This window comes from Devosia sp. P3_B2, from assembly GCF_056402875.1.
In genome coordinates this window covers 86,262-107,192 of the sequence record NZ_JBFUGO010000005.1, presented here as the reverse complement: position 1 = coordinate 107,192, position 20,931 = coordinate 86,262, and the positions used below count along the sequence as shown (strand labels likewise).

General features: G+C 63.8%; 26 protein-coding genes. 19 read left to right on the top strand and 7 right to left on the bottom strand.

The annotated features are described in order from the left end of the window. Positions 1–31 precede the first annotated feature (31 nt). Positions 32–991 (bottom strand): LysR family transcriptional regulator, encoded by a 960-nt coding sequence (locus AC1DV8_RS09285; RefSeq protein ID WP_477157256.1) that lies wholly within the window; start codon positions 989–991, stop codon positions 32–34. Between the two features lie 128 nt (positions 992–1,119). Between AC1DV8_RS09285 and AC1DV8_RS09280 the strand changes: the two genes are divergently transcribed. The 11 genes from AC1DV8_RS09280 (at position 1,120) to AC1DV8_RS09230 (ending at position 9,592) form a co-directional block, all read left to right on the top strand. Continuing rightward, positions 1,120–2,523 carry an MFS transporter gene (locus AC1DV8_RS09280; protein ID WP_477157255.1) on the top strand — a complete coding sequence of 468 codons (1,404 nt, stop codon included), beginning with the start codon at positions 1,120–1,122 and terminating at the stop codon, positions 2,521–2,523. Positions 2,524–2,649: 126 nt separating this feature from the next. Beyond that, positions 2,650–2,841 carry a cupin domain-containing protein gene (locus tag AC1DV8_RS09275; RefSeq protein WP_477157254.1) on the top strand — a complete coding sequence of 64 codons (192 nt, stop codon included), beginning with the start codon at positions 2,650–2,652 and terminating at the stop codon, positions 2,839–2,841. A 286-nt stretch (positions 2,842–3,127) separates the two neighbouring features. Then, a complete protein-coding gene (locus AC1DV8_RS09270; protein WP_477150182.1) occupies positions 3,128–3,463 on the top strand; it encodes an ArsR/SmtB family transcription factor in 336 nt (111 codons plus the stop codon). After that, the gene (locus AC1DV8_RS09265; RefSeq protein WP_477157253.1) at positions 3,463–3,978 is read left to right on the top strand and encodes an SRPBCC family protein; all 516 of its coding nucleotides are present in this window, start codon (positions 3,463–3,465) and stop codon (positions 3,976–3,978) included. Before AC1DV8_RS09270 ends, AC1DV8_RS09265 begins: the two co-directional genes overlap by 1 nt. Continuing rightward, entirely contained in the window at positions 3,978–4,550 is a 573-nt protein-coding gene (locus AC1DV8_RS09260) for a dihydrofolate reductase family protein (RefSeq protein WP_477157252.1), read from the top strand. The genes AC1DV8_RS09265 and AC1DV8_RS09260 overlap by 1 nt, the downstream gene beginning before the upstream one ends. A gap of 373 nt (positions 4,551–4,923) precedes the next feature. Next, positions 4,924–5,790, top strand: a complete 867-nt coding sequence (locus AC1DV8_RS09255; RefSeq protein WP_477150179.1) for an alpha/beta fold hydrolase — start codon at positions 4,924–4,926, stop codon at positions 5,788–5,790. A 13-nt stretch (positions 5,791–5,803) separates the two neighbouring features. Further along, a complete protein-coding gene (locus tag AC1DV8_RS09250) occupies positions 5,804–6,589 on the top strand; it encodes a hypothetical protein (protein ID WP_477157251.1) in 786 nt (261 codons plus the stop codon). A 27-nt stretch (positions 6,590–6,616) separates the two neighbouring features. After that, a complete protein-coding gene (locus AC1DV8_RS09245) occupies positions 6,617–7,219 on the top strand; it encodes a TetR/AcrR family transcriptional regulator (RefSeq protein WP_477157250.1) in 603 nt (200 codons plus the stop codon). A 135-nt stretch (positions 7,220–7,354) separates the two neighbouring features. After that, positions 7,355–7,672, top strand: a complete 318-nt coding sequence (locus AC1DV8_RS09240) for a hypothetical protein (RefSeq protein WP_477157249.1) — start codon at positions 7,355–7,357, stop codon at positions 7,670–7,672. A gap of 290 nt (positions 7,673–7,962) precedes the next feature. Further along, positions 7,963–8,496, top strand: a complete 534-nt coding sequence (locus AC1DV8_RS09235; RefSeq protein ID WP_477157248.1) for a hypothetical protein — start codon at positions 7,963–7,965, stop codon at positions 8,494–8,496. A gap of 412 nt (positions 8,497–8,908) precedes the next feature. After that, complete coding sequence (locus AC1DV8_RS09230; protein WP_477157377.1) at positions 8,909–9,592, top strand: STM3941 family protein; 684 nt, start codon at positions 8,909–8,911, stop codon at positions 9,590–9,592. Between the two features lie 106 nt (positions 9,593–9,698). On the opposite strand, the gene AC1DV8_RS09225 is transcribed toward AC1DV8_RS09230, so the two are convergent. Both AC1DV8_RS09225 and AC1DV8_RS09220 read right to left on the bottom strand, forming a co-directional pair. Beyond that, complete coding sequence (locus AC1DV8_RS09225) at positions 9,699–10,220, bottom strand: AAA family ATPase (RefSeq protein ID WP_477157247.1); 522 nt, start codon at positions 10,218–10,220, stop codon at positions 9,699–9,701. Positions 10,221–10,429: 209 nt separating this feature from the next. Continuing rightward, positions 10,430–11,017 (bottom strand): DUF308 domain-containing protein, encoded by a 588-nt coding sequence (locus AC1DV8_RS09220; RefSeq protein WP_477157246.1) that lies wholly within the window; start codon positions 11,015–11,017, stop codon positions 10,430–10,432. Positions 11,018–11,164: 147 nt separating this feature from the next. On the opposite strand from AC1DV8_RS09220, the gene AC1DV8_RS09215 reads away from it, so the two are divergent. Continuing rightward, positions 11,165–11,746 (top strand): TetR/AcrR family transcriptional regulator, encoded by a 582-nt coding sequence (locus AC1DV8_RS09215; RefSeq protein WP_477150173.1) that lies wholly within the window; start codon positions 11,165–11,167, stop codon positions 11,744–11,746. Positions 11,747–11,922: 176 nt separating this feature from the next. Here the strand turns inward: AC1DV8_RS09215 and AC1DV8_RS09210 are convergent, their stop codons facing one another. Together AC1DV8_RS09210 and AC1DV8_RS09205 are read right to left on the bottom strand one after the other, a co-directional pair. After that, complete coding sequence (locus AC1DV8_RS09210; protein ID WP_477150172.1) at positions 11,923–12,306, bottom strand: DUF2147 domain-containing protein; 384 nt, start codon at positions 12,304–12,306, stop codon at positions 11,923–11,925. 289 nt (positions 12,307–12,595) lie between these two features. Then, on the bottom strand, positions 12,596–15,475 hold the full coding sequence (locus tag AC1DV8_RS09205; protein WP_477157245.1) for an autotransporter family protein: 2,880 nt from the start codon (positions 15,473–15,475) through the stop codon (positions 12,596–12,598). Between the two features lie 748 nt (positions 15,476–16,223). On the opposite strand from AC1DV8_RS09205, the gene AC1DV8_RS09200 reads away from it, so the two are divergent. Genes AC1DV8_RS09200 through AC1DV8_RS09190 form a run of 3 tightly spaced genes read left to right on the top strand, consistent with a single transcriptional unit; the run spans position 16,224 to position 16,989 of the window. After that, the gene (locus tag AC1DV8_RS09200; RefSeq protein ID WP_477157244.1) at positions 16,224–16,535 is read left to right on the top strand and encodes a hypothetical protein; all 312 of its coding nucleotides are present in this window, start codon (positions 16,224–16,226) and stop codon (positions 16,533–16,535) included. Continuing rightward, positions 16,532–16,738 (top strand): hypothetical protein, encoded by a 207-nt coding sequence (locus AC1DV8_RS09195; protein WP_477157243.1) that lies wholly within the window; start codon positions 16,532–16,534, stop codon positions 16,736–16,738. Before AC1DV8_RS09200 ends, AC1DV8_RS09195 begins: the two co-directional genes overlap by 4 nt. Beyond that, complete coding sequence (locus tag AC1DV8_RS09190) at positions 16,735–16,989, top strand: hypothetical protein (protein WP_477157242.1); 255 nt, start codon at positions 16,735–16,737, stop codon at positions 16,987–16,989. Before AC1DV8_RS09195 ends, AC1DV8_RS09190 begins: the two co-directional genes overlap by 4 nt. Before the next feature lie 33 nt (positions 16,990–17,022). Here the strand turns inward: AC1DV8_RS09190 and AC1DV8_RS09185 are convergent, their stop codons facing one another. Continuing rightward, on the bottom strand, positions 17,023–17,406 hold the full coding sequence (locus tag AC1DV8_RS09185) for a response regulator (RefSeq protein ID WP_477157241.1): 384 nt from the start codon (positions 17,404–17,406) through the stop codon (positions 17,023–17,025). A 214-nt stretch (positions 17,407–17,620) separates the two neighbouring features. Beyond that, positions 17,621–17,920 carry a hypothetical protein gene (locus AC1DV8_RS09180; RefSeq protein WP_477157240.1) on the bottom strand — a complete coding sequence of 100 codons (300 nt, stop codon included), beginning with the start codon at positions 17,918–17,920 and terminating at the stop codon, positions 17,621–17,623. A 186-nt stretch (positions 17,921–18,106) separates the two neighbouring features. On the opposite strand from AC1DV8_RS09180, the gene AC1DV8_RS09175 reads away from it, so the two are divergent. From AC1DV8_RS09175 to AC1DV8_RS09160, 4 genes are all read left to right on the top strand, one after another. Then, the gene (locus AC1DV8_RS09175; RefSeq protein WP_477150165.1) at positions 18,107–18,532 is read left to right on the top strand and encodes an Rrf2 family transcriptional regulator; all 426 of its coding nucleotides are present in this window, start codon (positions 18,107–18,109) and stop codon (positions 18,530–18,532) included. Between the two features lie 185 nt (positions 18,533–18,717). Beyond that, positions 18,718–19,488 carry a nuclear transport factor 2 family protein gene (locus AC1DV8_RS09170; RefSeq protein WP_477157239.1) on the top strand — a complete coding sequence of 257 codons (771 nt, stop codon included), beginning with the start codon at positions 18,718–18,720 and terminating at the stop codon, positions 19,486–19,488. Positions 19,489–19,641: 153 nt separating this feature from the next. Continuing rightward, positions 19,642–19,983, top strand: a complete 342-nt coding sequence (locus AC1DV8_RS09165) for a cupredoxin domain-containing protein (RefSeq protein WP_477150163.1) — start codon at positions 19,642–19,644, stop codon at positions 19,981–19,983. Between the two features lie 9 nt (positions 19,984–19,992). Further along, on the top strand, positions 19,993–20,826 hold the full coding sequence (locus AC1DV8_RS09160; protein WP_477157238.1) for an FTR1 family iron permease: 834 nt from the start codon (positions 19,993–19,995) through the stop codon (positions 20,824–20,826). Positions 20,827–20,931: the final 105 nt, after the last annotated feature.

Genomic DNA, 20,931 nt, shown 5'->3' with positions numbered 1-20,931 from the left:
CGATCCCTCCAAGTAAGTCCGAGCGAAGGCCTCAAGCCGCCTGCATGATCCCGCAACTACACCCACTCGCCTGCAGCGCCTCCGCGGCCACTTCGACGAACACCCGCCTGAACCACTGCGCCCGCCCATCCGCCCGGTCCACGCGCCGGTACAGCAGCGACACCGGCGCCGCTTCCAGCGCCACCGGCGGCGCCGAAATCGCCAGCCCATGCAGCGTCGCCATGCAGCGCGCAATCGACTCAGGGATCGTGGCGATCGCCGGCATGGCGCTCAGCGCCGTCGGCAACGCCGAAAACCGCGGCACCGTCGCCACCACCGAGCGGCTGCGGCCGACCTTCTTCAGCGCCGCGTCGACATCGCCCATCATGTCGCCCTCGAACGACACCGCGATATGCGCCTCGCGGGTGAAATCCTCGAGGCTCAGCGGCGCCTTCAGCTTCAGCTGGTGCGGGTCGTAGATCGAAATCGAGGATTGGTTGAACAGCGGCTGGCGGATGTGCCACGACGCCGGCTCAGGGTGCACCGACACGCTGAGGTCGAAATCCCCATCGTCGAGCTGTTGCCCCGGGTGATGGCTGTGCGCCGCCACCGACACCAGCCTCGCCCCGGGCGCCTCGCGCCGGATCCGCGCCGCCAGTGGCCCGAAGAACGCCGTCTCGAGGTTATCGCACATGCCGATGCGGAACGTGCCCTCGAAGCTCCGTGGATCAAACGCCTCCGGCACCCGTATCGCCCGCTCGATCGAACCCAGCGCATCCTCGATCGCCGGCGCGATCTCGAGCGCCCGCGGCGTCGGCTGCAGTCCGCGCCCGACGCGCACGAACAGCTCATCGTCCAGCGCCTCGCGCAGCCGCTTCAGCGCAGCCGAGAGCCCCGGCTGCCCCAGCAGCAGCCGTTCGGCGGCACGGCTCACGTTGCGTTCCTGCATCAGCACCGAGAAGGCCAGCAGCAGGTTCAGGTCGATCTTGCGGAGGGCGGTGTCATTCATCATTGCCAGTGATACCTCGCATGATCACTATCAATTTGCAATATGGATGGCAGATCGTCAGGTTCCGCTGCCTCTGCCGTCCGGCGCGAACCTCCCTTCGCGACGCCGGCATAGCGAAAGGGATAATTTCGATGACCACCACCAAGATTGGAGGTGTCGCCGGGCTGGCTCTGTTCCTGCTCTGCGCCGCCAACTTCCTCGACGCCATGGACGTTTCGACCATCGGCGTCGCCCTCCCCGCTATCCAGGCCGAACTCGGGCTTCAGCCCAACGTGCTGCAATGGGCGGTAAGCGCCTATGTGCTCGGCTATGGCGGCTTCCTGCTGCTCGGCGGCCGCGTCGCCGATATCTTCGGCCACCGCCGCGTCTTCCTCTGGGCGCTCGGCATCTTCGCCGCGGCGTCCATCGCCGGCGCCTTCGTCGATTCGGGCCCGACCCTGATCGCCGCCCGCTTGATCAAGGGCATCGCCGCCGCCTTCACCGCGCCGGCCGCCCTCGCGCTGCTGCTCAACGTGTTCGGCGAAGGCCAGGCCCGCGCCAAGGCGCTCGGGCTCTTCGCCTCCACCGGCGCGGCCGGCTTCGTCCTCGGCATGGTGCTGGGTGGCGCGGTCACCGTGTTCAGCTGGCGCGCCACGCTGGTGATGGCCGGGCCGGTCGCCCTGCTCGTCCTGTTCATCGCGCCGTTCGTCCTCCCGCCCGATCAGAAGAGCGGCAAGTCGCGCGCCTCGTTCGACTGGGCCGGCGCCATCACCATCACCCCGGGCCTGTTGCTCTTCGTCTTCGGCGTCACCAATGCCTCGGCCGCCGGCTTCGCCGCCCCCCTCACTTGGGGCCCGCTCGCCGCCTCCGTGGCCCTGATCGTCATCTTCCTCATCGTCGAGGCCCGCCATCACGATCCGATGGTGCCGCTCTCGATCTTCAAGCGGCGCAAGCTCAGCCACGCCAACATCGTCGCCGCGCTGTTCCAAGGCGTCTATGTCGGCTTCCAGTTCCTCGCCACGCTCTACTACCAGCACGTCTATGGCTGGTCGGCCTTCGCCACCGGCTTCAGCTTCGCGCTCGGGGGCGCCTGCGTCATGTTCCTCGCCCCGCGTCTGGCCGGCCTCGCCCAGCGCAAGGGCACCACGCGGCTGATGGCCGGCGGCGTCGCGCTGCAGGCTGCCGGCTACATCTTCTGGGTGCTGGCCATCGGCCGCTTCGATCCGATCACCCTGGTGATCATCTCGCAGCTGCTGCTCGGCCTCGGCTACGCCGCCACCTATCCCTCGGTGCAGGTCGCGGCCCTCTCGGACGTCGAAGACGACAAGTCCGGCCTCGCCTCGGGCCTCTTGTTCGCCTCGTTCCAGATCGGCGGCGGCATCGTCTTGGCGGCGGTCTCCGCCATCTTCACCGCCGCCCCCGGCTTCAACTGGGAGCCCTACATCGCCGGCGGCACATTCGTCGCACTGCTGGCCGTGGTCACGACCCTGATCGCCGCGTCCGGCCCCCGCGCCAGCCGCAGCGTCCCGAGCGCCGTCCCGCAGGCGGCGGAGTAAAGCACCCGCACCCCACGCCCAGAAGCGGCGTGGGGTGTCAGCAGGGCCATAACGCTACGAACTGCCCTCCGAACCATCTCTTCACCCAGGCGCGCCGGATGTCGTATGGTCAGGAGGAGGTTCATCATGCAGACCCGCCCGTTTCCACCGGCCCCGCATGCCCGATCGCCCGCCGGGGCAGAGGTCCGCTACCTGATCGGCGGCGACACGGGCGACATGATCCACTCCACCGTCCCACCGGGTCAGGTCAATCGGGCCACCGTCCACGCCACCGTGAGCGAGTTCTGGCACGTTCTCTCGGGCGAGGGGCAGATCTGACGGCGCGACGGCACCGGTGAGGAGACGACCGACCTAAAGGCTGGCGTATCCATCGACATCCCGGTCGGAACCGCCTTCCAGTATCGCTGCACCGGCACCGACCCGCTCGAGTTCCTCTGCATCACCATGCCCCGCTGGCTCGGCGACCAGGAGGCCACGATCATCGAGGGGCCCTGGACACCGAATGCCCCCAAAGGTTGGCCACCTGAGTCAACACGCTAGACGGCCCCGCTGATGGCGCTGGGCGCGCCTTGACTAAGAATATGCACGACGATACATATGCATCATGATGCAACAAAGCGTATTCCAGACATTGGCCGATCCTACGCGGCTTCGCATCGTCGAAGCGCTGGCAGGCGGCGAGCAGGCTGTGGGTGACCTCGTTCGCGCCGTGGACATCGATCAGTCCGGCGTTTCGCGGCACCTGCGGATCCTCGGCGAAGCTGGCTTCGTCACGATGAGGCCTGATGGGGCGAGGCGCCTCTATTCGCTCCGACCCGAGCCGTTCCAGGCGATCGACGACTGGGTTGGGAGCTATCGCAAGCTTTGGGAGAGCCGGCTCGATCGCTTCGACGCAGCCCTGGCTAGGCGCAGCTCGCGGCAACCCGAGGGGAAGAAGTGATGGCGCACGCCAGAGAGCTCGGTGCGGAGACCATCAGGTTCGAGCGGGTCTACAACGCATCGATCGAGGACGTCTGGGCGCTGTGGACGACGAAGGAAGGGCTCGAGGAGTGGTTCGCCCCCGAGGGAATGCGCTTCGAGGTGTCGATCCTCGAGCTGTGGGTCGGCGGTGCGTTCGATCACGTGATGACCGCGGTGGGTACTGAGCAAGTCGCCTACCTCGCGAACCTCGACAGGCCGCTGTCAGTCTGGGTAAGCGGTCGGTTCCTGGAGATCGAGCGCCACCGTAAGCTGCGCATTCGCTTCGACATCGACTTCGTCCCTGGCGTCGAGTCGTATCCCTACGACATGGCGGTCGAGCTCCGCGCCGAGACCGGGCAGGTTCGGATGATCCTGACGGCCGATCGTCACCCGGACCCCGAGATGACACGCGGCGCAATCGTCGGACTGACCAGCCAGCTGCAACGCTTCGACCTGGCCATCGCGGCACGAGCGACAACGGAGCAACGACCGTAATGCGCCCTCTTCTCTACTCCATCAACGTGACGCTCGACGGGTGCGTCGACCACAACGCCATCCCGGCGGACGAGGCACTGCAGCAGGAGCAACTGCGTGCAACACATCTCCACGCCACTGAAAGCCTCGGCCGAGCCGACGCCCTGCTCTTCGGTCGCGTCACCTACGGAATGATGGAAGGCGCGTGGCGCCTGGCGGCGCGGACCAGCACGCCGCCCGACTGGACGGAGCCTTTCGCACGCACCATCGACGCGATGAAGAAGTATGTCGTTTCGAGCACGCTCGACCGGGTCGACTGGAACGCCGAGCTCCTGAGCGGAGACCTGGCCGAGGCCGTCCGGGCGCTCAAGCAGCAACCGGGCAAGGCGCTGCTCACGGGGGGCGTGAAGCTTCCGTTGGCGCTGGCGGAGCTGGGGCTGATCGATGAGTACGAATTCGTGGTGCAGCCCAGACTTGCCGGTCATGGACCGACGTTGTTCGCCGGACTCTCCAAGTACATCGAGTTGAAGCCCGTCGACCGCCTGGAACTCAGCTCAGGCGCCGTGGCGCTACGCTACGAGCCGAGAAGGTAGTGGGTGAGCACCCGACGATGAACCACGGTTCGCGCCGGAGACGATGCCCGCTTCTAGCGTAGCGGACGAAGGTCTGCTTATGGCCCACAGCGGCCATCCGGAACGCTGCTTGACCGAGCCAAGAGCTCCCTTCGCCGGCCGTAGCGGCCCGCGGCTATGCCTCGCCGCCAGCATGGACAGACACTGCATTCGCCAGTCGTTCCTAGCTTCGATCGCCAGCTCGTCCGCGTCCGGGCTTTCTTAATCTGCCGCGCTCGTCTCGACGTCGTCGATCGGTCTCACTTGACAAAAACTGAATGCGTTCATATTTGATCTCAATCATCAATGATGACAGTCTGAAATTTACCTGACGTCATCCACCGAGGAGCTCACCATGAACGCCCACTTCCACCCGAACGACACCACCATCATTGCCTACAAGGACGCCCCGGCGCGCACGATCACGGCCGGCGGCGTCACCTACGCCTACCGCGAGCTGGGACCGAAGGGCGGGGTTCCGGTCGTCTTCTTTGTCCACCTCGCCGCCAACCTCGACAACTGGGACCCGCGCATCATCGATCCGATCGCGAAAGGCCACCATGTCGTCACCTTCGACAATCGGGGCCTTGGCGCCTCCACCGGCCAGGTGCCGGACAGCATCGAGGCGATGGCGGATGATGCCTTTACCTTCATCAAGGCGCTCGGCTTCGAAAAGATCGATATCTTCTCGTTCTCGCTCGGCGGGATGGTGGCGCAGGCCCTCGTGGTCAAGCACCCCGACCTCGTCCGCAAGCTCATCCTCACCGGCACCGGCCCTGCCGGCGGCAAGGACATCGACAAGGTCGCGGGCGTCACCTATTTCGACATCCTCCGCGCCACCGTGACTCGGTCGGACCCGAAGGAGTTCCTGTTCTTCAACCGCAACGCCAGCGGCAAGCCCGCGGCACGCGCCTTCGTCAACCGGCTGAAGGAGCGTACGAGGGACCGCGACGTACCCGTGACGCTCAAGGCGTTCGGTACGCAGCTCAAGGCGATTGCGAAGTGGGGGCGCTCGGCCCCGGCTGACCTCTCGCAGATCGCCCAGCCCACGCTGATCGCCAATGGCGACAATGACCGGATGGTGCCCTCGATTCTCTCGACGGACCTGCACCGCCGCATCAAGGGATCGGAGCTGATCATCTACCCGGACTCGGGCCATGGCGGTATCTTCCAGTTCCACGAGAAGTTCGCCCCTGTCGCCGTCCAGTTCCTCGATCGCTGAGGGGGAAGAGAAGATGAGCACGACATTCAGGAAGCGCTTCTCGTCATCGATCCTGTTGTGGATGCGCGCCGATCAGCCCCGTGAAACTGGAATGAACTACTGGAAGGGCCCGCATTCCAAGATCATCTCCGCCGCTCCGGGCTTGGATGAGTACCTGCAAGTCCACCTTGCGGCGACAAACCCGGGCCTGTGGCCGGCGACGCCGAGCGTCGAGACGGCGATCCCCGCCGGGCGGAAGATCGACGGCGTCGCCCAGGTCGCGTTCCAGTCGGTGTTTTCGGTGCTGGCCGGGCGCGAACAGAACAAGCTGGCATTCAAGGACGAGATCAACGTGTTCAGGCGCACGCTGCTCTATCTGGGTCTGCCGAACTGGTCCCGCTGGTACGATGTGGCGCGACCCGGTGAGAAGGTGGGCACCCGTGTGCTCGTTTATGTCAGGCGGCGGGACGGCGTCAGCGGCGGCGCGTTTCGGAAGTTCATCAACGATGAGCTGGCGCCCGCTCTCGCCGGCACCGGAGCACTGAAGGAACTGAGAACCCAGACTTTCCTACCCTGGAGCAAGAGCCTGTGGGATACGCCCAACGTTGCGCATGACAACCCGGCCGATCAGCGGTTCCACGCCTCGGTGATGCTGGGCTTCGCCGACGCAATCGAGCAGGAGGCGTTCCTCGAGAGCCGCAAGCTCACGGGCCTCTCGACCTCACTGGCCCGCTTCGCCTCCGCGGTCCATGCCTACCAGGTCGCCGAGGCGCTGACCTTTGTGCGGGACGGCGCCATCCTTCCGCACTATCAGGAGTAACTGGTGAGAACTCGAGAAGGACAAGGCATGCCAGTCGACGCCCAACCGATCGGACGCCGCGAGCGGAACAAGCGGGACAAGCTGGAACGCATCATCGCCGCCGCACGCCAACTCTTCGACGCGTACGGCGTCGAGGCGGTGACGACCCAGCAGATCGCCGACAAGGCCGATATCGGGACGGGAACGCTGTTCCTCTATGCCAAGAGCAAGAGCGAGCTGTTCCTGATGGTGCAGAACTCGAGCTATGCCGAAGCGCTCGAACAGGGCCGGGCCGACGCGGAAAACATTCCCGGGATGGTCGAAGCGCTGATCGCCATCATCCGCCCGATCGTCGAATGCAACCGCACCCATGTCGAGAACGGGCGTAGCTACCTGCGGGAACTCGTCTTCGGCGACCCCGAAGAGCCGCATCATCGGGACGCGCTTGCTCTCACCCTTCAGACTGAACTGGAGGTGGCAGCGGTAATGCGTCGTGACGGGCGCATCAGTTCTGAGGACGCGGCCGCGCTGGCACAAATCGTTTCGGCGGTCATGTTCCTCAGCATGGCGGCGACGGTTAACGCTAACCGGACCGTCGACGACATCATCGCTGAGGTCGCCAACCGGCTGCGGGTCATACTGCCCCACTAACTCGCGAACGCTGCTGCAACAACGCGACGTAATCGCGGCGGAGCAAGGCACTTCCAACCTTCGCTCCGGGGCCGGGGCGGAGACCATCCAGAGGCGCCGTGTCGCTGCGCGGTATCCTGCAAAACGGCGACAACATTGACCGCAGCGACTCTGGCTCCGAGAGCCCGGGCGGCGGAGGTGGCGGCGAAGGTGGCGGTAAGGAGGATGAGGGCAGCCCTTGCGGACCGGACGGCTGTCTCTACTAAGATACCCTGGTTGGCGCTGGCGGGGCTGGGGCTGATCGATGAGTACGAATTCGTAGTGCAGCCCAGACTTGCCGGTCATGGACCGACGTTGTTCGCCGGGCTCTCCAGGTACATCGAGTTGAAGCCCGTCGACCGCCTGGAACTCAGCTCAGGCGCTGTGGTGCTGCGCTACGAGCCGAGAAGGCAGGGCGTAAGCGCGCGACGATGAACCACGGTTCGTGATGGATGTCCGCTTCTGGCGGGAAACGGACGTTTCACGAAGGTCTGCTTCTGGCCCAAAACGGACATTTCCTTTGCCGCATGTCGGCTCAGGGATTCCAGCATCTGTTCGAATATTCCAGGATGTGCTAAAGAAAAGTGCGGCGAATACGTTTGGTGGGTGGACAGATGTCAACACCTAGACGTTTCCAGTGGCTCAAGTCGCTCTTATCCCTGATACTGCTCATCGGACTGTCGACACCCACGCCAGCTGAGGATGATGGTATCCCGGAGATGAGCGTGGTTGAGATGGCATTCTGGATATGCCTGCAAGACACTGAAGCAACAATAACTGACAGCGCTGCTGAGTGTTGTGATGGAGCAGCGTGCTACATTTGCCTTAGGGACTTTTCAGAATGTTGGATAACTACCGATTCCAGCAGCAGTTCGTCGCAAAAGACGGAGCGCGCGTCTCTGGGGCTGGATATTAAGCCGATGCAGGAAGGCCCACACGAGGGTCAGTTGCAGAGCATTTGCAGCAGTGTAAAGGCAAATTTCACGAACTTGAAAGGTTTTGGCTATTCGTGCGTGAAGCCCAACTGCAATGGTAAGGGCGACTATTGCTCGATCATCTGTCATGGTGATCGCCGCTGTACAGCCGGGACGCCCGACGCCATCAGAGGCGCCGTGTCGCTGCGCGGTATCCTGCAAAACGGCGACAACATTGACCGCAGCGACTCTGGCTCCGAGAGCCCGGGCGGCAGAGGTGGCGGCGAAGGTGGCGGTAAGGAGGATGAGGGCAGCCCTTGCGGACCGGACGGCTGTCTCTACTAAGATACCCTGGACGGCTATCGAGTCTGTACAGGCCCCTGTAGGCCGCCTACGCAATAGCATCGACCGAGAGGTTGCTGGACCGAGCGACCACATCCATGTCCTCCTTCGGCACCGCCCAACCGCGATGGTCCTCGAGCGCCATCCCAGCGCGAAGAAAAAGGACGTGGCCCACGCCGCCTATCGCCTGATGATTGAAGCCGCCCGGGGCAAGCCCCTCACCATATGCTCCGCCTGATTTCCCTCTCCCCGGCGTTGCGGGAACACCGCCATCCATCCCTGCTCAACGAAGTAGCCTGCTATGACGGCCGGAGCGACCGTTCTGGAATAGAGGGACCTGTTCTGCCCCCTTCCGGTCGAGCCGTGGTTGAACACAACCGCGGGAAACGGACCTTTGTTGCCGGGCTTGGCAACAATGACTTCCAGTCGGACGCCGAGCTCCGCGGAGGGTATGAGGAGCTTCTCAAATTTCATTTGGGTTGCAGCAGTCTATGGGGGAGGCTGCGCTAAGCTGCATCTCCTATTTGTCGATTCCACAGACTGCGGACAAGTGAGCGACGGAACTAATACATCCGAGGCCTTGCGCTTCGAGGAAAACCCTTTGCGAGTTCTCGGGAACATTGCCTTGTGCGTTGCCCTCGCAGGCATCGGTGCGCTGATGATCTGGGTTCCCAATCGAAGCGCTGGCTGGGACCAACCATTTTGGGGATGGGTCTGTCTGCTCATATGCGGAGGCCTGGCTGCCACGAGCGTTTGGCGCTTTTTCAGGTCGCCCGTCGACAGCATAGTTCTCTCGCCCGCGGGAATTCGAGTCTCACGGTTTGGGCCAAAGATTATCCCCTGGTCCGAAGTTCAGTCCGTCGGCGAGCGGACGATTCGCTTCAACAGATTCCTAACTCTGCGTCTCACGCCAGAGGGCCATGGGTTGATCCGACGGTCCCGCATCTCGAGGCTTCTCTACGGCATCGATCGGGTGCTTGGCATAAAGTACGTCATACTGCCGCATGCCGCGTTGGACGTTTCTCGACGCGACTTCCAAGCGTCGCTTGCTGCGTACGCTCGAGCGCAAGGTGTGCACGTGGAGTATGAATTAGCCTAGACTCCAGTCGACCGACCGGCGCGTCGGGGCGCCAAGCTCCCCGTTCGGGTCCCCGGCCTCAATGTGTCGATCGCGACGGTCGCCTGGGGCTAGCGCCATCCACACTTCATCGACACTTCGCCAGGATCTCATCGACGACGTGGGCGATCGGCGCTGTAGCGTCGATGCTCACCGCATTATCAGGAACATCCTCTCTGGTTGCCTGCAGTCGCAAGGCCAGCTCCCGTTCGACTGGCTTGCCACCGAATACGTCCTCAGGTCGCGCGGCCAGCCGCCGGTTCAAACTGCCCGGATCGACTTCAAGAACGAAAACGGCATCGAACAGATCGATGAAGCGACGGCGATTTCTCGAACCGCCGCAGAAGAAGGTCATCGCGTCGCGTTGATCGGCGATCAGCAGCCTCACCTTCTCGAGCGGCCAGATCCAATGCTGGTAGCCCCAGTCCACGGTGTCCTGTTCAGTCTTGCCGGTCGGCCAGTCCAGCGGTTCGCCGCTCTCCGGATCGCCGTAATAGGCGAATTGCCGGTCACCGTGAATGACTTGGTAGCCACGCCGCTGCAGTTCTTCGGCCACCGTGGTCTTGCCGGAGCCGGAAACGCCTTCGATCAGGTAGTTTCGAACGCCCATCTTCCCTTCCCCGACTGCCGGTCCCTTTTGGCGGGTCGCGTGGGACAGCGCAACTGCTTCGCCCCGCAGCCATTCTGCCGGTCACAGGCTCGGTGCACTTATCCCCCAGCCCTGCCCTCACCCGCATACTCGCAATAAAAAACCCGCGCCGGCGGAGGCGCGGGTTTCGAGCTCGGCAGTTCGTGAAGGCTGCCTACGCTCGATGCCCGTCAGTTCAAAACTGGCGAGCGACGGCGGGTCGGCTTGACGGTCAGCCAGATGGCCGAGAGAAGGAAGTAGAATGCGCCGAAACCCGCATAGCCAGCGATAGGCGTGATGTCGACAGGCGTGGGGGCGACCGCCATCAGGATGAAAAAGCCGCCAGCCAGCGCTGACTGTGCTCCGCTGAGGATCATCACCCACTGCGCTCCAGCGGACTTCCAGCGGCGGACGGCCGTTGCGAGCTGGAACAAGCCACTCAGTATCGCCCACACGCCGAAGACCACCAGCACGGCGTTCATGCTGACGCCCAGCGCGAAGGCGACGGCGACCGCGACGACGGCGCTCACCACGAGGTTGAGCGCCTGGGTCGGGTTGGCACGCAGCCCGCCAGTGTTCTTCGCGTCGAGATAATTCGCAAGCGCGTCCCAGGCGGGGTAGGCGACGAGCAGGACCGCGGCGATCGCGGGATTACCCCGCCCTACTATGAACGCCAGGGTTATCCAGACGATCGAAACCGCCGCGCGGGTGAAGTAGTAGGTTCGCAGCCAGTCGCTCGAAGCGAAAGGGAGGGACTGGTCTTGCGGCTGGTTCGCCATGGTACATCTCCATTTTGACTACCTACTAGAAGGTAGGGCGACAGGAGTCAATCGACGCGGCGGCCGGAAGAGCGTTGTCATGCTGCGCGGACCATCGGTTGCGCCCTGGGATTGACATCCAGACCTACTAGAAGGTAGGCGGTCCAGATGACAAACACGTCCACGACTTCGGATCAAATCCTGGCGTCTGCTCGCAGCTTCATCATCTCGGGTGGCTATAGCGGCTTCAGCTATGCGGATATTTCCGCGGTGGTGGGGATACGCAAAGCCAGCATCCATCATCACTTCCCCAGCAAGGTCGATCTCGTCCGCACGCTGGTGACGCGGTACCGCGAGGATGCGGAGACTGGCCTTACCCAACTGGCTGGTGACGTTCCCGATTCACTGGAGTTGCTCCGGTCCTATGCCCGCAATTGGGCCAAGTGCATCGAGGATGCGAGCATTCCGTTTTGCGTGTGCGCTCTGCTCGCCTGCGAGCTACCGGCTCTGCCGCCCGAGGTGGCATTGGAGGTGACGGCGTATTTCCGTTTCCTGTCGTCCTGGCTGACCGCGGCTATGGAGCGCGGCGCCGATCAGGGCACTGTCGCGATCGAGGCATCGGCAGAGGTCGAAGCCGAGATGTTCATGGCGACCGTTCACGGCGCGATGCTGTCGGCGCGGGCGCAGAACAGCCCGGCCCTGTTTGACGCCATCCTCAAACCCACACTTGCAAGGCTGACGGCTCGCTGAACCTTGTTCGGTCAGTCGACTTCGACGCATCGGTCTTGAAGTCGCATCCGCACACCGGTGGAGTTTGTCCCCCTCCCCCCGCCCCGCCGGCATACTGACAATAAAAAACCCGCGCCGGCGGAGGCGCGGGTTTCGAGTTCGGCAGTTCTTGAAGGCTGCCTATTTCAAGCAGCGCCTCAGACGCGGCTGAGTTTGACCGTCTGGCAGAAGACGCCCTGGCAGCCGTTGACCTTGAGGCTGTTCTCGCCGGTCATGACCATCGTGCCGGAGTAGACGTCGCCGGCGTTCTTGACGGTGCCCGTCCACTTGTTGTCGGAGGCCTGCGTGCCCTGGACAATGACCTGGTTCAGGTACTGCCGGTTCTGGTCATCCTTGTCGCGGAGCCAGATCAGGCGCGCGCACAGGGCGCCGCTGCCACATTGGGTGATCTTGTAACGGCTCTTGCCGTCATCGGCTTGCCAGGTGCCTGTCGGGTCGGCGGCGAGGGCGGCGAGGGGGGCCGTGGCGCAGATAGTAGCGAGCACGGCGGCGGCGAGTTTGGTCGCGAGGTGCATGGTCATGCGTCTCCGGAAACGATCGGGGTCAGTTCGGGTTCGGTTGGTGCTGGCCCGATAAATGGGAACTTTGGCTGAATCTTGAATAAAGGCCTCGTTCATCTGCCGTTCATCTCTGCGGCAAAGTACGGCCCCGAAATGGCAGCGACGCTGACTTGCTGGCGAGACGGTTGTTCAGCATACATTCAGCCTGCCACAATCTCGTCTTGGCGAGACGGCCCGGCCATGCATGACGTTTCGATCACGAAGTCGTGAAGAAGCAAAACTGGCCGTCAGATCGCTCCGACGGCCCCGGTCAGGCTGTCGCACCCGCGACGCCGCCTCTACCACTTGCGCTGAAGCCGACCTTCGCACCCACGGCATTGTTGCCGCCAAAGTCCTCCACGCTGCCCCGCACCAGGGCCTCGCCGAAGACGCTGTACTGCTCGTCGGCCCAGCTCATCGAGCCGCCGACGCCAACGCCGCCCCACAGCCCCTGGTTCTGCGACACGAACTCGGTCCCGGACACGTCGACCGACGTACCATCGAGGAAGTCGTAGTAGAGGTTGGCCACGCCATAGAGGTGCGTGCGGTTGGTCGCGCCGGACGCATCCCGCCACTCATCCTCGTAGTCGGCGGAGAGGCCAAGCCGGCCCACCAGCGTGTCGCCGCTATTGAGCGACACCGTGCCGTCATACTGGTCGGTGAAGTCGTTGAAGCGCACTGCCGAGTAGCTGAGCTGCGCCTGCGGCGTCAGCGACCAGTTGGCGTCGAGCCCGATCTTCTGGCCCGCTTCCAGGCTGAGCCCGTAGCCAAAGGCATCGTTCCCCTCGACCAGCGTCGTCCCGGTATCATCGGAGACGATATCGGCCGAGTACCAGGTCGCCTGCGCCTGCCCGTCCAGATAGAACCCGCCGGCGCCGTACCAGGTGAGCGTGCCGCCCACGCCGTAGCCCAGGGCGTTGATCGAGCCCGCACCATAGAGCGAGGCGATATCGGAGCCGACCGTGCCGAACTGCGCATTCAGCCCGGCCACGAGCGAGCCGGCCTCACCCTGCTGCAGCACACCATCCATGCCGGCCTGCAGCCGCCAGGTGCTCACGTCATAGCTCGCGCCCGTGGTCGAAACGCCGGGCTCGAAATGCGCCTGCGAGGCATCCATGCGCGCCCAGATGGCGTCGGGCGCAACCGCGCCCTGCTCGCCGGCCTGCCCGCCATTCAGCCATTCGCGGCTGCCGACGCGCTGCTGCAAGGTGCCCAGCTCATTGAAGGCCTGCAGCACGTTGGCGTAATTCTCGTAAAGCGGCACGGTGGGCGCATAGAGCGGGCCCGCGTCGATGATCTCGGACCGCAGGTACCAGTCGCCATCCGCCGTGGTCTCGGTGCCCTTATAGAGCCTGTAGGCATAAGCCCCGCCGACCACCGCCTGATCGCCCTCGAACACATAGTCGCCGATGAGCGAGAAGGTGCCGTTCGATGCGCCGAGGACATCGACGACCTTGATGCCTGCCGGGCCAGTCTGTGCACCGGCGCCGCCGACATTGGTCACGACCAGCGACGAGTTGCCCCCGGTGTCGCCGTTCACCACGAGGCGATCGGTGGCCGAAGTGTCATCGCCGAGCGCGACGTTCAGTTCGACGATGCCGTCCATTCCCAGATACCCGCCGGTCATCGTCAGCATCGTTCCCGGCGCGCCGCCGAGCCGCAACCGTCCGCTATTCTGGAGGTTGACGATCGTCTGGTCGAAGCCATTCAGGTCGAGCGTGCCATCCGCCAAAGTCACATAACTGCCGGCGAAGACACCGGCCGCACCCGCCTGCAACGTGCCCGCCGCTACCATGGTCCCGCCGAGATAGCCCGTCACTGAGTTCTGCAACAGGGTTCCCTCGCCGAGCTTGGTCAACCCACCAGCCCCGGTCATCGGCCCGTTCACCGTCAGCACGGCGCCCGCAACGACATCGATGCCGCCGACGGAGGTGAAGTTCATCGTACGGTTCGTCGCGAAGCTCGCCAAAGCGCGCAGCGCGCCGCCATTGTAGGTCACCGCGCCAGCCACAGCGCCCAGCGCAGCGTCGCTCGTCACTGCAAGCGTGCCGCCCGAGATCGTCGTGCCGCCGCTATAGGTATTGGCGCCCGACAGCGTCTGCGTTCCACCGGTGAGCGTCAGCGCGCCGGTGCCGGAGATAATTCCGGAGAACGTGTCGCTGGCGTTGGTAATCGTTAGCGTCTTGGCGTCGAGCGTCACGCCACCGCTGCCGGCGAGGCTCTGAATGCTGGTGCCGCCGGCGGCAATGGTGGAAATATCGAACGTCCCGTTCGCGACGACGCGGCTCGAATTGCTGATGGTGCCCGCACCGGTCAGCGCAAGGGTGCCTGCCTGGATCAGTGTCTCGCCGGCATAGGTGTTGTTGGCTGCGAGATTGAGCTTGCCGGTGCCGGTCTTGGTCAGTCCGCCGACGCCGGTGAGGGCCGATGTCGCATCGGTTCCGACCTCGAATGCGCCGGTGTCGATCGTCAGCCCGCCCGCGAGGATGTTCAGCTCGGTGCCGTCAAATCCGTTGATGAAGGTCGCCATGCCGGCCGTGGCCTTCAGGATGCCATTGTCGAAATTAGCGTGGACCGTACCTGGGCCGCCCTTCAAGGACTGGGTCTGCAGTACGCCGCCGCCGCTCATGTTGAGCGTGCCTGAAGCTGCGGCGCCGTTGGTAAGCGCGGTGCCGGCCCCTGTAACAACTTGGCCGCCGTTCTCGATGTTCAGCGTGGCGACGCCCAAAAAGCCGACATAAAACGTATTGCCGGCCGTGGCCAGCCATTGTGACCCCGGTCCGGTGACGGTCACGGTACCGATGCCGGTGGCAGATATCCCAATCCGCGTGTTGCCGGTGCTGGTGAGGGTGCTACCGTTCCTGATCGTCAGGTTGCCGGCCACTCCGCCGCTGTTGCCGACGCTCATGGCCCCTACCGAGACGTTGACCGCGCCACTGACGCCAAGGATGGCGTCGCTCTGCGGCGGCGAACCGAGAACACCGATGTTGACGGTTTGACCAGCAATGGGCGGGGCAGCGGTCGTCCAGTTACCCCCTACTGTCCAGTCGTTGCCTGAAAGGCCGGTCCAATTGGCTTGGGCCGAGGCAGGCACCGTGGACAACGCCATGAGCAACGCCGCCAAGCCAACACCCGCAAGCAGCTTGCCCATCCCAGGATTCCGGACACGATTAGCGTAGCCGCGCCCGGTCGCCCCAATAGACATGCCGCCTCAAAATCCGCAAAACTACGACGATAAGTAGTGAACCCAAGTTGCCGGGATTCTAAAGCTTAGACAAGCACACCTTTCGGCCTAACGCATTGTCATAATTAAGAAAGATTTGCGACAGAGCTTCGCAGGGCACAGCGCCCCAGTCGACGGCAAGCTCAGTACGGCCGAGTGCTTCACTGGTGAAGCAACGTCCCGACCTGGTGCGAAGCGCTCCCGCGCGATTTGCGTCGCCGCCGCCGCAAAACGCACGTCTTCGGAGACAGGTGGCTCGTCCTCATCAGCCACGAAATTCGGTGCCGAACTGCTCAGGTGGGTTCGACCGGAACCGACATCGACCCTTATTATTCGCTCGCCGAAGCACCACATGAGAATGCGGCCAAGGTGCCGCGTCCTTGGTCCCCACTCCCGCCCCCTGACCCAGGATCCATCCGCACAGCGGATTTGGCGGACTGGACCTTCCAATGACACATCTAAATCGCGCCCTGGAGCGCAGCCACTTCGGCAACTATCGCGCCGAGTTGCTGTTCTCCCAGCACTTGCAGAGGCATCCTCGCGCCAGCCCGTCCTGGTTCGCCGCGATCCACGAGGGCACCGAACCGTTGATCGAAGGCGTCGAGTTGCGGCGCCAACAGATACGCAATTCCCTGCTGGGTTCTCGCAAGGTACCCACTTCGGCAGCGATAATCCGATGATGGCGACCTATCATGCTTACTCCAATGCTCCCCGGCTGCACGCTGGAGCCGTTGTTCTAGTCACCGGCGGTTCCCAGCAAGTCGCGGTCAGAACCGGAGACCAATTATCGATCGAGGCACCCGAATACAGCCGCACTTCGGCAGTGGTGGTTGACCGGACCGGCAGCAAATTGCTTCTCGGGCTTCCGGACGGGACATCGATCTGGCTCGAGCGGGCGCACGGCGAGACTTTTGACGAGCTGAAGCTGTCCGACGGCTTTTCACGCGAATCTTGGACCATCACGCGATGTCGAGAGGCTCTGCAATGACCGCGGTCATGCGCAGCGATTTCGACCGCATCTACGACGAGGCCGGGCCGGGGGGCTTGATGCGTACGCTGCAGTTGCGGCTCGGAGATACGCCGAGGTTGGACAAGGAACTGGTTCGCATGGGCAGGTCCGGCAAGTGGAAGATCGTCTGGGACGACGAGACCGGTAAGGGCCAGGTCGTCACCCGACTGGCTGCGGAATGACCAGCACCTCGGAACTCGTGACGTTCCATCATCCGTTCCTGCTTCCGGGGCTGGATCAGCCGCATCCGGCCGGAGCCTTCACCGTCGTCACCGATCGGGAGGCGTTGGATGTGTCTTTCCCGGCATTTCGCGTGACGACGACGATCATGCTGTCCGATGGGCGTGGAACGATCGAGGCCCTTCAGGTCGCCAAGGCAACGCTCGATGAGGCACTTGCACGGGACCAAGCCACTTCGAAAGCCCCCTCGTGATCCCGGGCTATGCGTCGTCTGCCGATTTCCCCCTCACGCCCCCTGGTAGAGACCTTCGGGGGAAAACAGGGCGGTAACGGCCGCCACCAGGTCGTGGTCGCTGAATGGCTTCAGCATCACGCGCGCATCGGGGAAATGTTCGCAAACCTCTTCCGCGCTGGCCGCGGTGCAGATGATGAAAGGAATACCGCGCCGATCCAGCTCGGCGACGAGCCCTTCGGGCCCGCCATGGTGCAGGCGGAAGTCGATCAGGGCGAGATGCACCTGATGGGCACCCATCAACGTGAATGCCTCAGCCGGATCCGTGGCAATCAGCACCCGATACCCGGCGTTGGCCAGCGGCGATTCAATCACCGAGGCGACAAGAAAGTTGGTTTCCACGACTATGGCCGTGCGAGGGAACTGCTGAATTGACATGTCTTTTTCACAAACACAGAAGTACCATCCACCGGCTGGTGGACTGGCATAACTCAGTGCGCTTGCTAAACGCCCGGAAGCAGCGAGTTTGCCCGCAGGGCATCGGCTCGTCCGGTCCATACAGACTTTATGCCGATCAGGAGCCCCCCGCACTTAAATAAGACATGCTCGGCTTCAAGACATGCTCGGCTTCGCCGGCGGATGCCGCGAGGGCCTAACTGGCAGCCGCAGTCTTCCGCGGTCGACTGGCTCGCTTTGGAACTCGCTCCCGCAGCAGCCGCAGCGTCTCCTCGAGGCTGCTCCGCATGGCGACGACCAGGTCCCGAACGCACCCAACCCTTATGGCATCGAAGCCGGTGAGGCCCGGGCTCACGCAATCGATCGCGTCCAGTTCCTCCTGAAGGCTGGCAAGCAGCTTCTGCGCCCGTGTCACATGGTGTTTGCGCGCCGTGCCCAGACCATTACCCAACCGCCGCAACTGGTCCGCTTCGTCCTCCCAGTCCGAGTAGGACAAGCCATTTATCTTCAGATACGTGCCAGCAGGCCGATCCAAGATCTCCATAGGCACGGAAAATACTCAGCCCAGTGGGCCAAAATGCGACCGTGACCCGGTCGGCGCCGGCCACCCGCTCGAAGCCATGGCACCCAGTTGCCAGGCGCCCGGTGTGTTCCTATCTTAGGCACACATGGAGATCTGCCGATGAACACCCGCTTCGCGGTTGCTACGCACATTCTGACCTTTCTTGCGTACCAGGCCGGGCAACCCGCCACGTCGGAGCTCATCGCTGCAAGCGTGAACACCAATCCGACGTTCATCCGTCGCCTCCTGACACAGCTGGCAAAGGCAGGCCTTACCAAGTCGCAACTGGGCGCCGGCGGAGGCGCCTTGCTTGCACACGAGGCCGGCAAGATCAGCTTGCTGGACGTGTACAGGGCGATTGACGAGGAGCAGCAGGTCTTTGCCCTGCACGAGGCGCCCAACCCAAAGTGCCCGGTCGGCCGCAACATCGACGTGGTCCTGAGGGGCCGCATGCTCGAGGCGGAACGCGCGCTCCAGGCGCAGCTCGGCAAAACCACAATTGCAGACCTCGCCGCCGACATTGCCGAGCGAAACAAGGTAGCCTGACCCACCGATCGACCCGAGAACGGATGCCTCTTTACAGACATGTGTATCCATATTAGATACCAATATATGTGACCAACATGGATACACACATGACAACCCGAACCCTCGCCGCAGCCGCCCTGGCAGCTTTGCTGGCTTCAGCAGCAGCTCTGCCGATCACAGCCTCATTCGCACAGGAGCAAACCATGAGCGCCCAGGAACAGCAGGTCGTCGACCTCCTCAAAGCCATCGAGACCGGCGCCGGAGGGCCGGTGGCCGTCATCAATCCCGATCAGTACAAGCAGCACAATCTGGGGGCCGCAGACGGGCTCGCCGGCTTTGGCGCCCTGCTCGCTGCCCTGCCGCCGAACTCGGCGAAGGTGAACACCGTCCGCGTCTTCCAGGATGGCGACTACGTCTTCTCCCACACCGACTACGACTTCTTCGGGCCAAAGGTCGGCTTCGACATCTTCCGCTTCGAGAGCGGCAAGATCGTCGAGCATTGGGACAACCTGCAGGAGACGCCGGCCTCGGCCAATCCGAGCGGCAAGACCATGATCGACGGCGCGACCACCGTCCTCGATCTCGACAAGACCGAAGCGAACAAGGCCCTGGTTGCGCAGTTCGTCGACGACATCCTCGTCAACGGCGAGCTCGACAAGCTCGCCGGCTACTTCGATGGCGACAACTACATCCAGCACAACCCGCAGATCGCCAACGGCCTATCGGGCCTGGGCGCCGCGCTCGAGGGTTTGGCCAAGGCCGGCATCACCATGAAGTACGACGCCGTGCACAAGGTGCTGGGCGAGGGCAACTTCGTCCTGGTCGTCAGCGAGGGCAGCTTCGGCGGCAAGCCGACGTCGTTCTACGACCTGTTCCGTGTCGAGGCCGGCAAGATCGCCGAGCACTGGGACACGCTCGAGACCATTCCGCCCAAGGGTGAATGGAAGAACCAGAACGGCAAGTTCGGTTTCTGAGCATGAAGGGGGCGCCTATGGCGTCCCCTTTCGACGCAGAGCCGGGGCTCCATCCACCGTTCCCGGGAAAGTAAGTTGACATGCGCGATCACCTTTCCTACTGAGCGGCCTGACCGAAGACGCCGAACACCGGCCAGACCCGAACGAGGAAACATGATCCGCCAGACGACCCTTGGGGCGATGCTCATCGCCGCTGCCATCTGTGTCACCGCAGCGCCGGCTATCGCCGCCGAGCCCGAATTCACCCTGACGATCAAGGACCATCTGTTCACGCCGGCGACGCTTGAGGTCCCGGTCGGCCAGAAGATCAAGCTCATCGTCATCAACCAGGACGCCTCCGAAGAAGAGTTCGAGAGCCACGACCTGCACGTCGAAAAGATCGTCTCCGGCGGCAAGACCATCGCCGTCTTCGTCGGCCCGCTCGAGGCCGGCACCTACAATTTCGTGGGCGAGTTCCACGAAGACACCGCCAAGGGCACCCTCGTCGCAAAGTAGGAGCCCACGGTGGGTTCGACCTTCATCATCGCCTTCCGCGAAACGCTCGAAGCGGCCCTGATCGTCTCGATCGTTCTGGGCGCGAGCCGCGACATCCCGGGCCGGACCCTCTGGGTTGCCGGGGGGCTGGTTGCGGGGCTCCTCGGCGCCGGCCTCGTCGCGGTGTTCGCCGACGCCATTTCCGGCTTCTTCGACGGCATGGGCCGCGAGCTGTTCAACGCCGGCGTGCTGCTGATCGCGGTGCTGATGCTGGCCTGGCATCAGATGTGGATGGGGGCGCATGGCGCCGAGCTGGCGGCCGAAAGCCGCCAGCTCGGGCAGAGCGTGCAAAAGGGCGTACGCCCGGTATCGGCGCTGGCGCTGGTGACGGCGATCGCGGTGCTGCGCGAAGGCTCGGAAACCGTGCTGTTCATGTACGGCATCGCGGCCGACGGCACCGCCGACACCAAGTCCATGCTTATGGGCGGGGGCCTCGGCGTCCTCTCCGCCGCGGCGCTCGGATGGGTGCTCTATGCCGGCCTTGTGCGTGTGCCGGTCAAGCACATCTTCAAGGTGACCGGCATCATCATGCTGCTGCTGACCGCAGGCCTCGCGGCGCAGGCCTCGGCCTATCTCGTCCAGGCGGGGTACCTGCCGGCGCTCGGCTACGATATCTGGGATTCCTCGGCGCTCCTCGCGCAGGACAACCCGATCGGGGTGTTCCTGCACATCCTCGTCGGCTATGTGGCGCGGCCGATGGGCATCCAGGTGCTGGTCTACGCGACCACCCTCATCGGCATCCTTCTGGCCTCGGCCCTGGTGCTTCGCGCGCATCGTGCGCCCGCTCGGTCTGCCGCTGGCTAGGCTGGGCTGAAGCGGGGTTGCATCAGCGCCCAGATGCTGACACCGCGAGCGACCACTTGAACCCACCACCAAAGCGCGCGGTGCGGGGGGCCAGCTTGACAACAA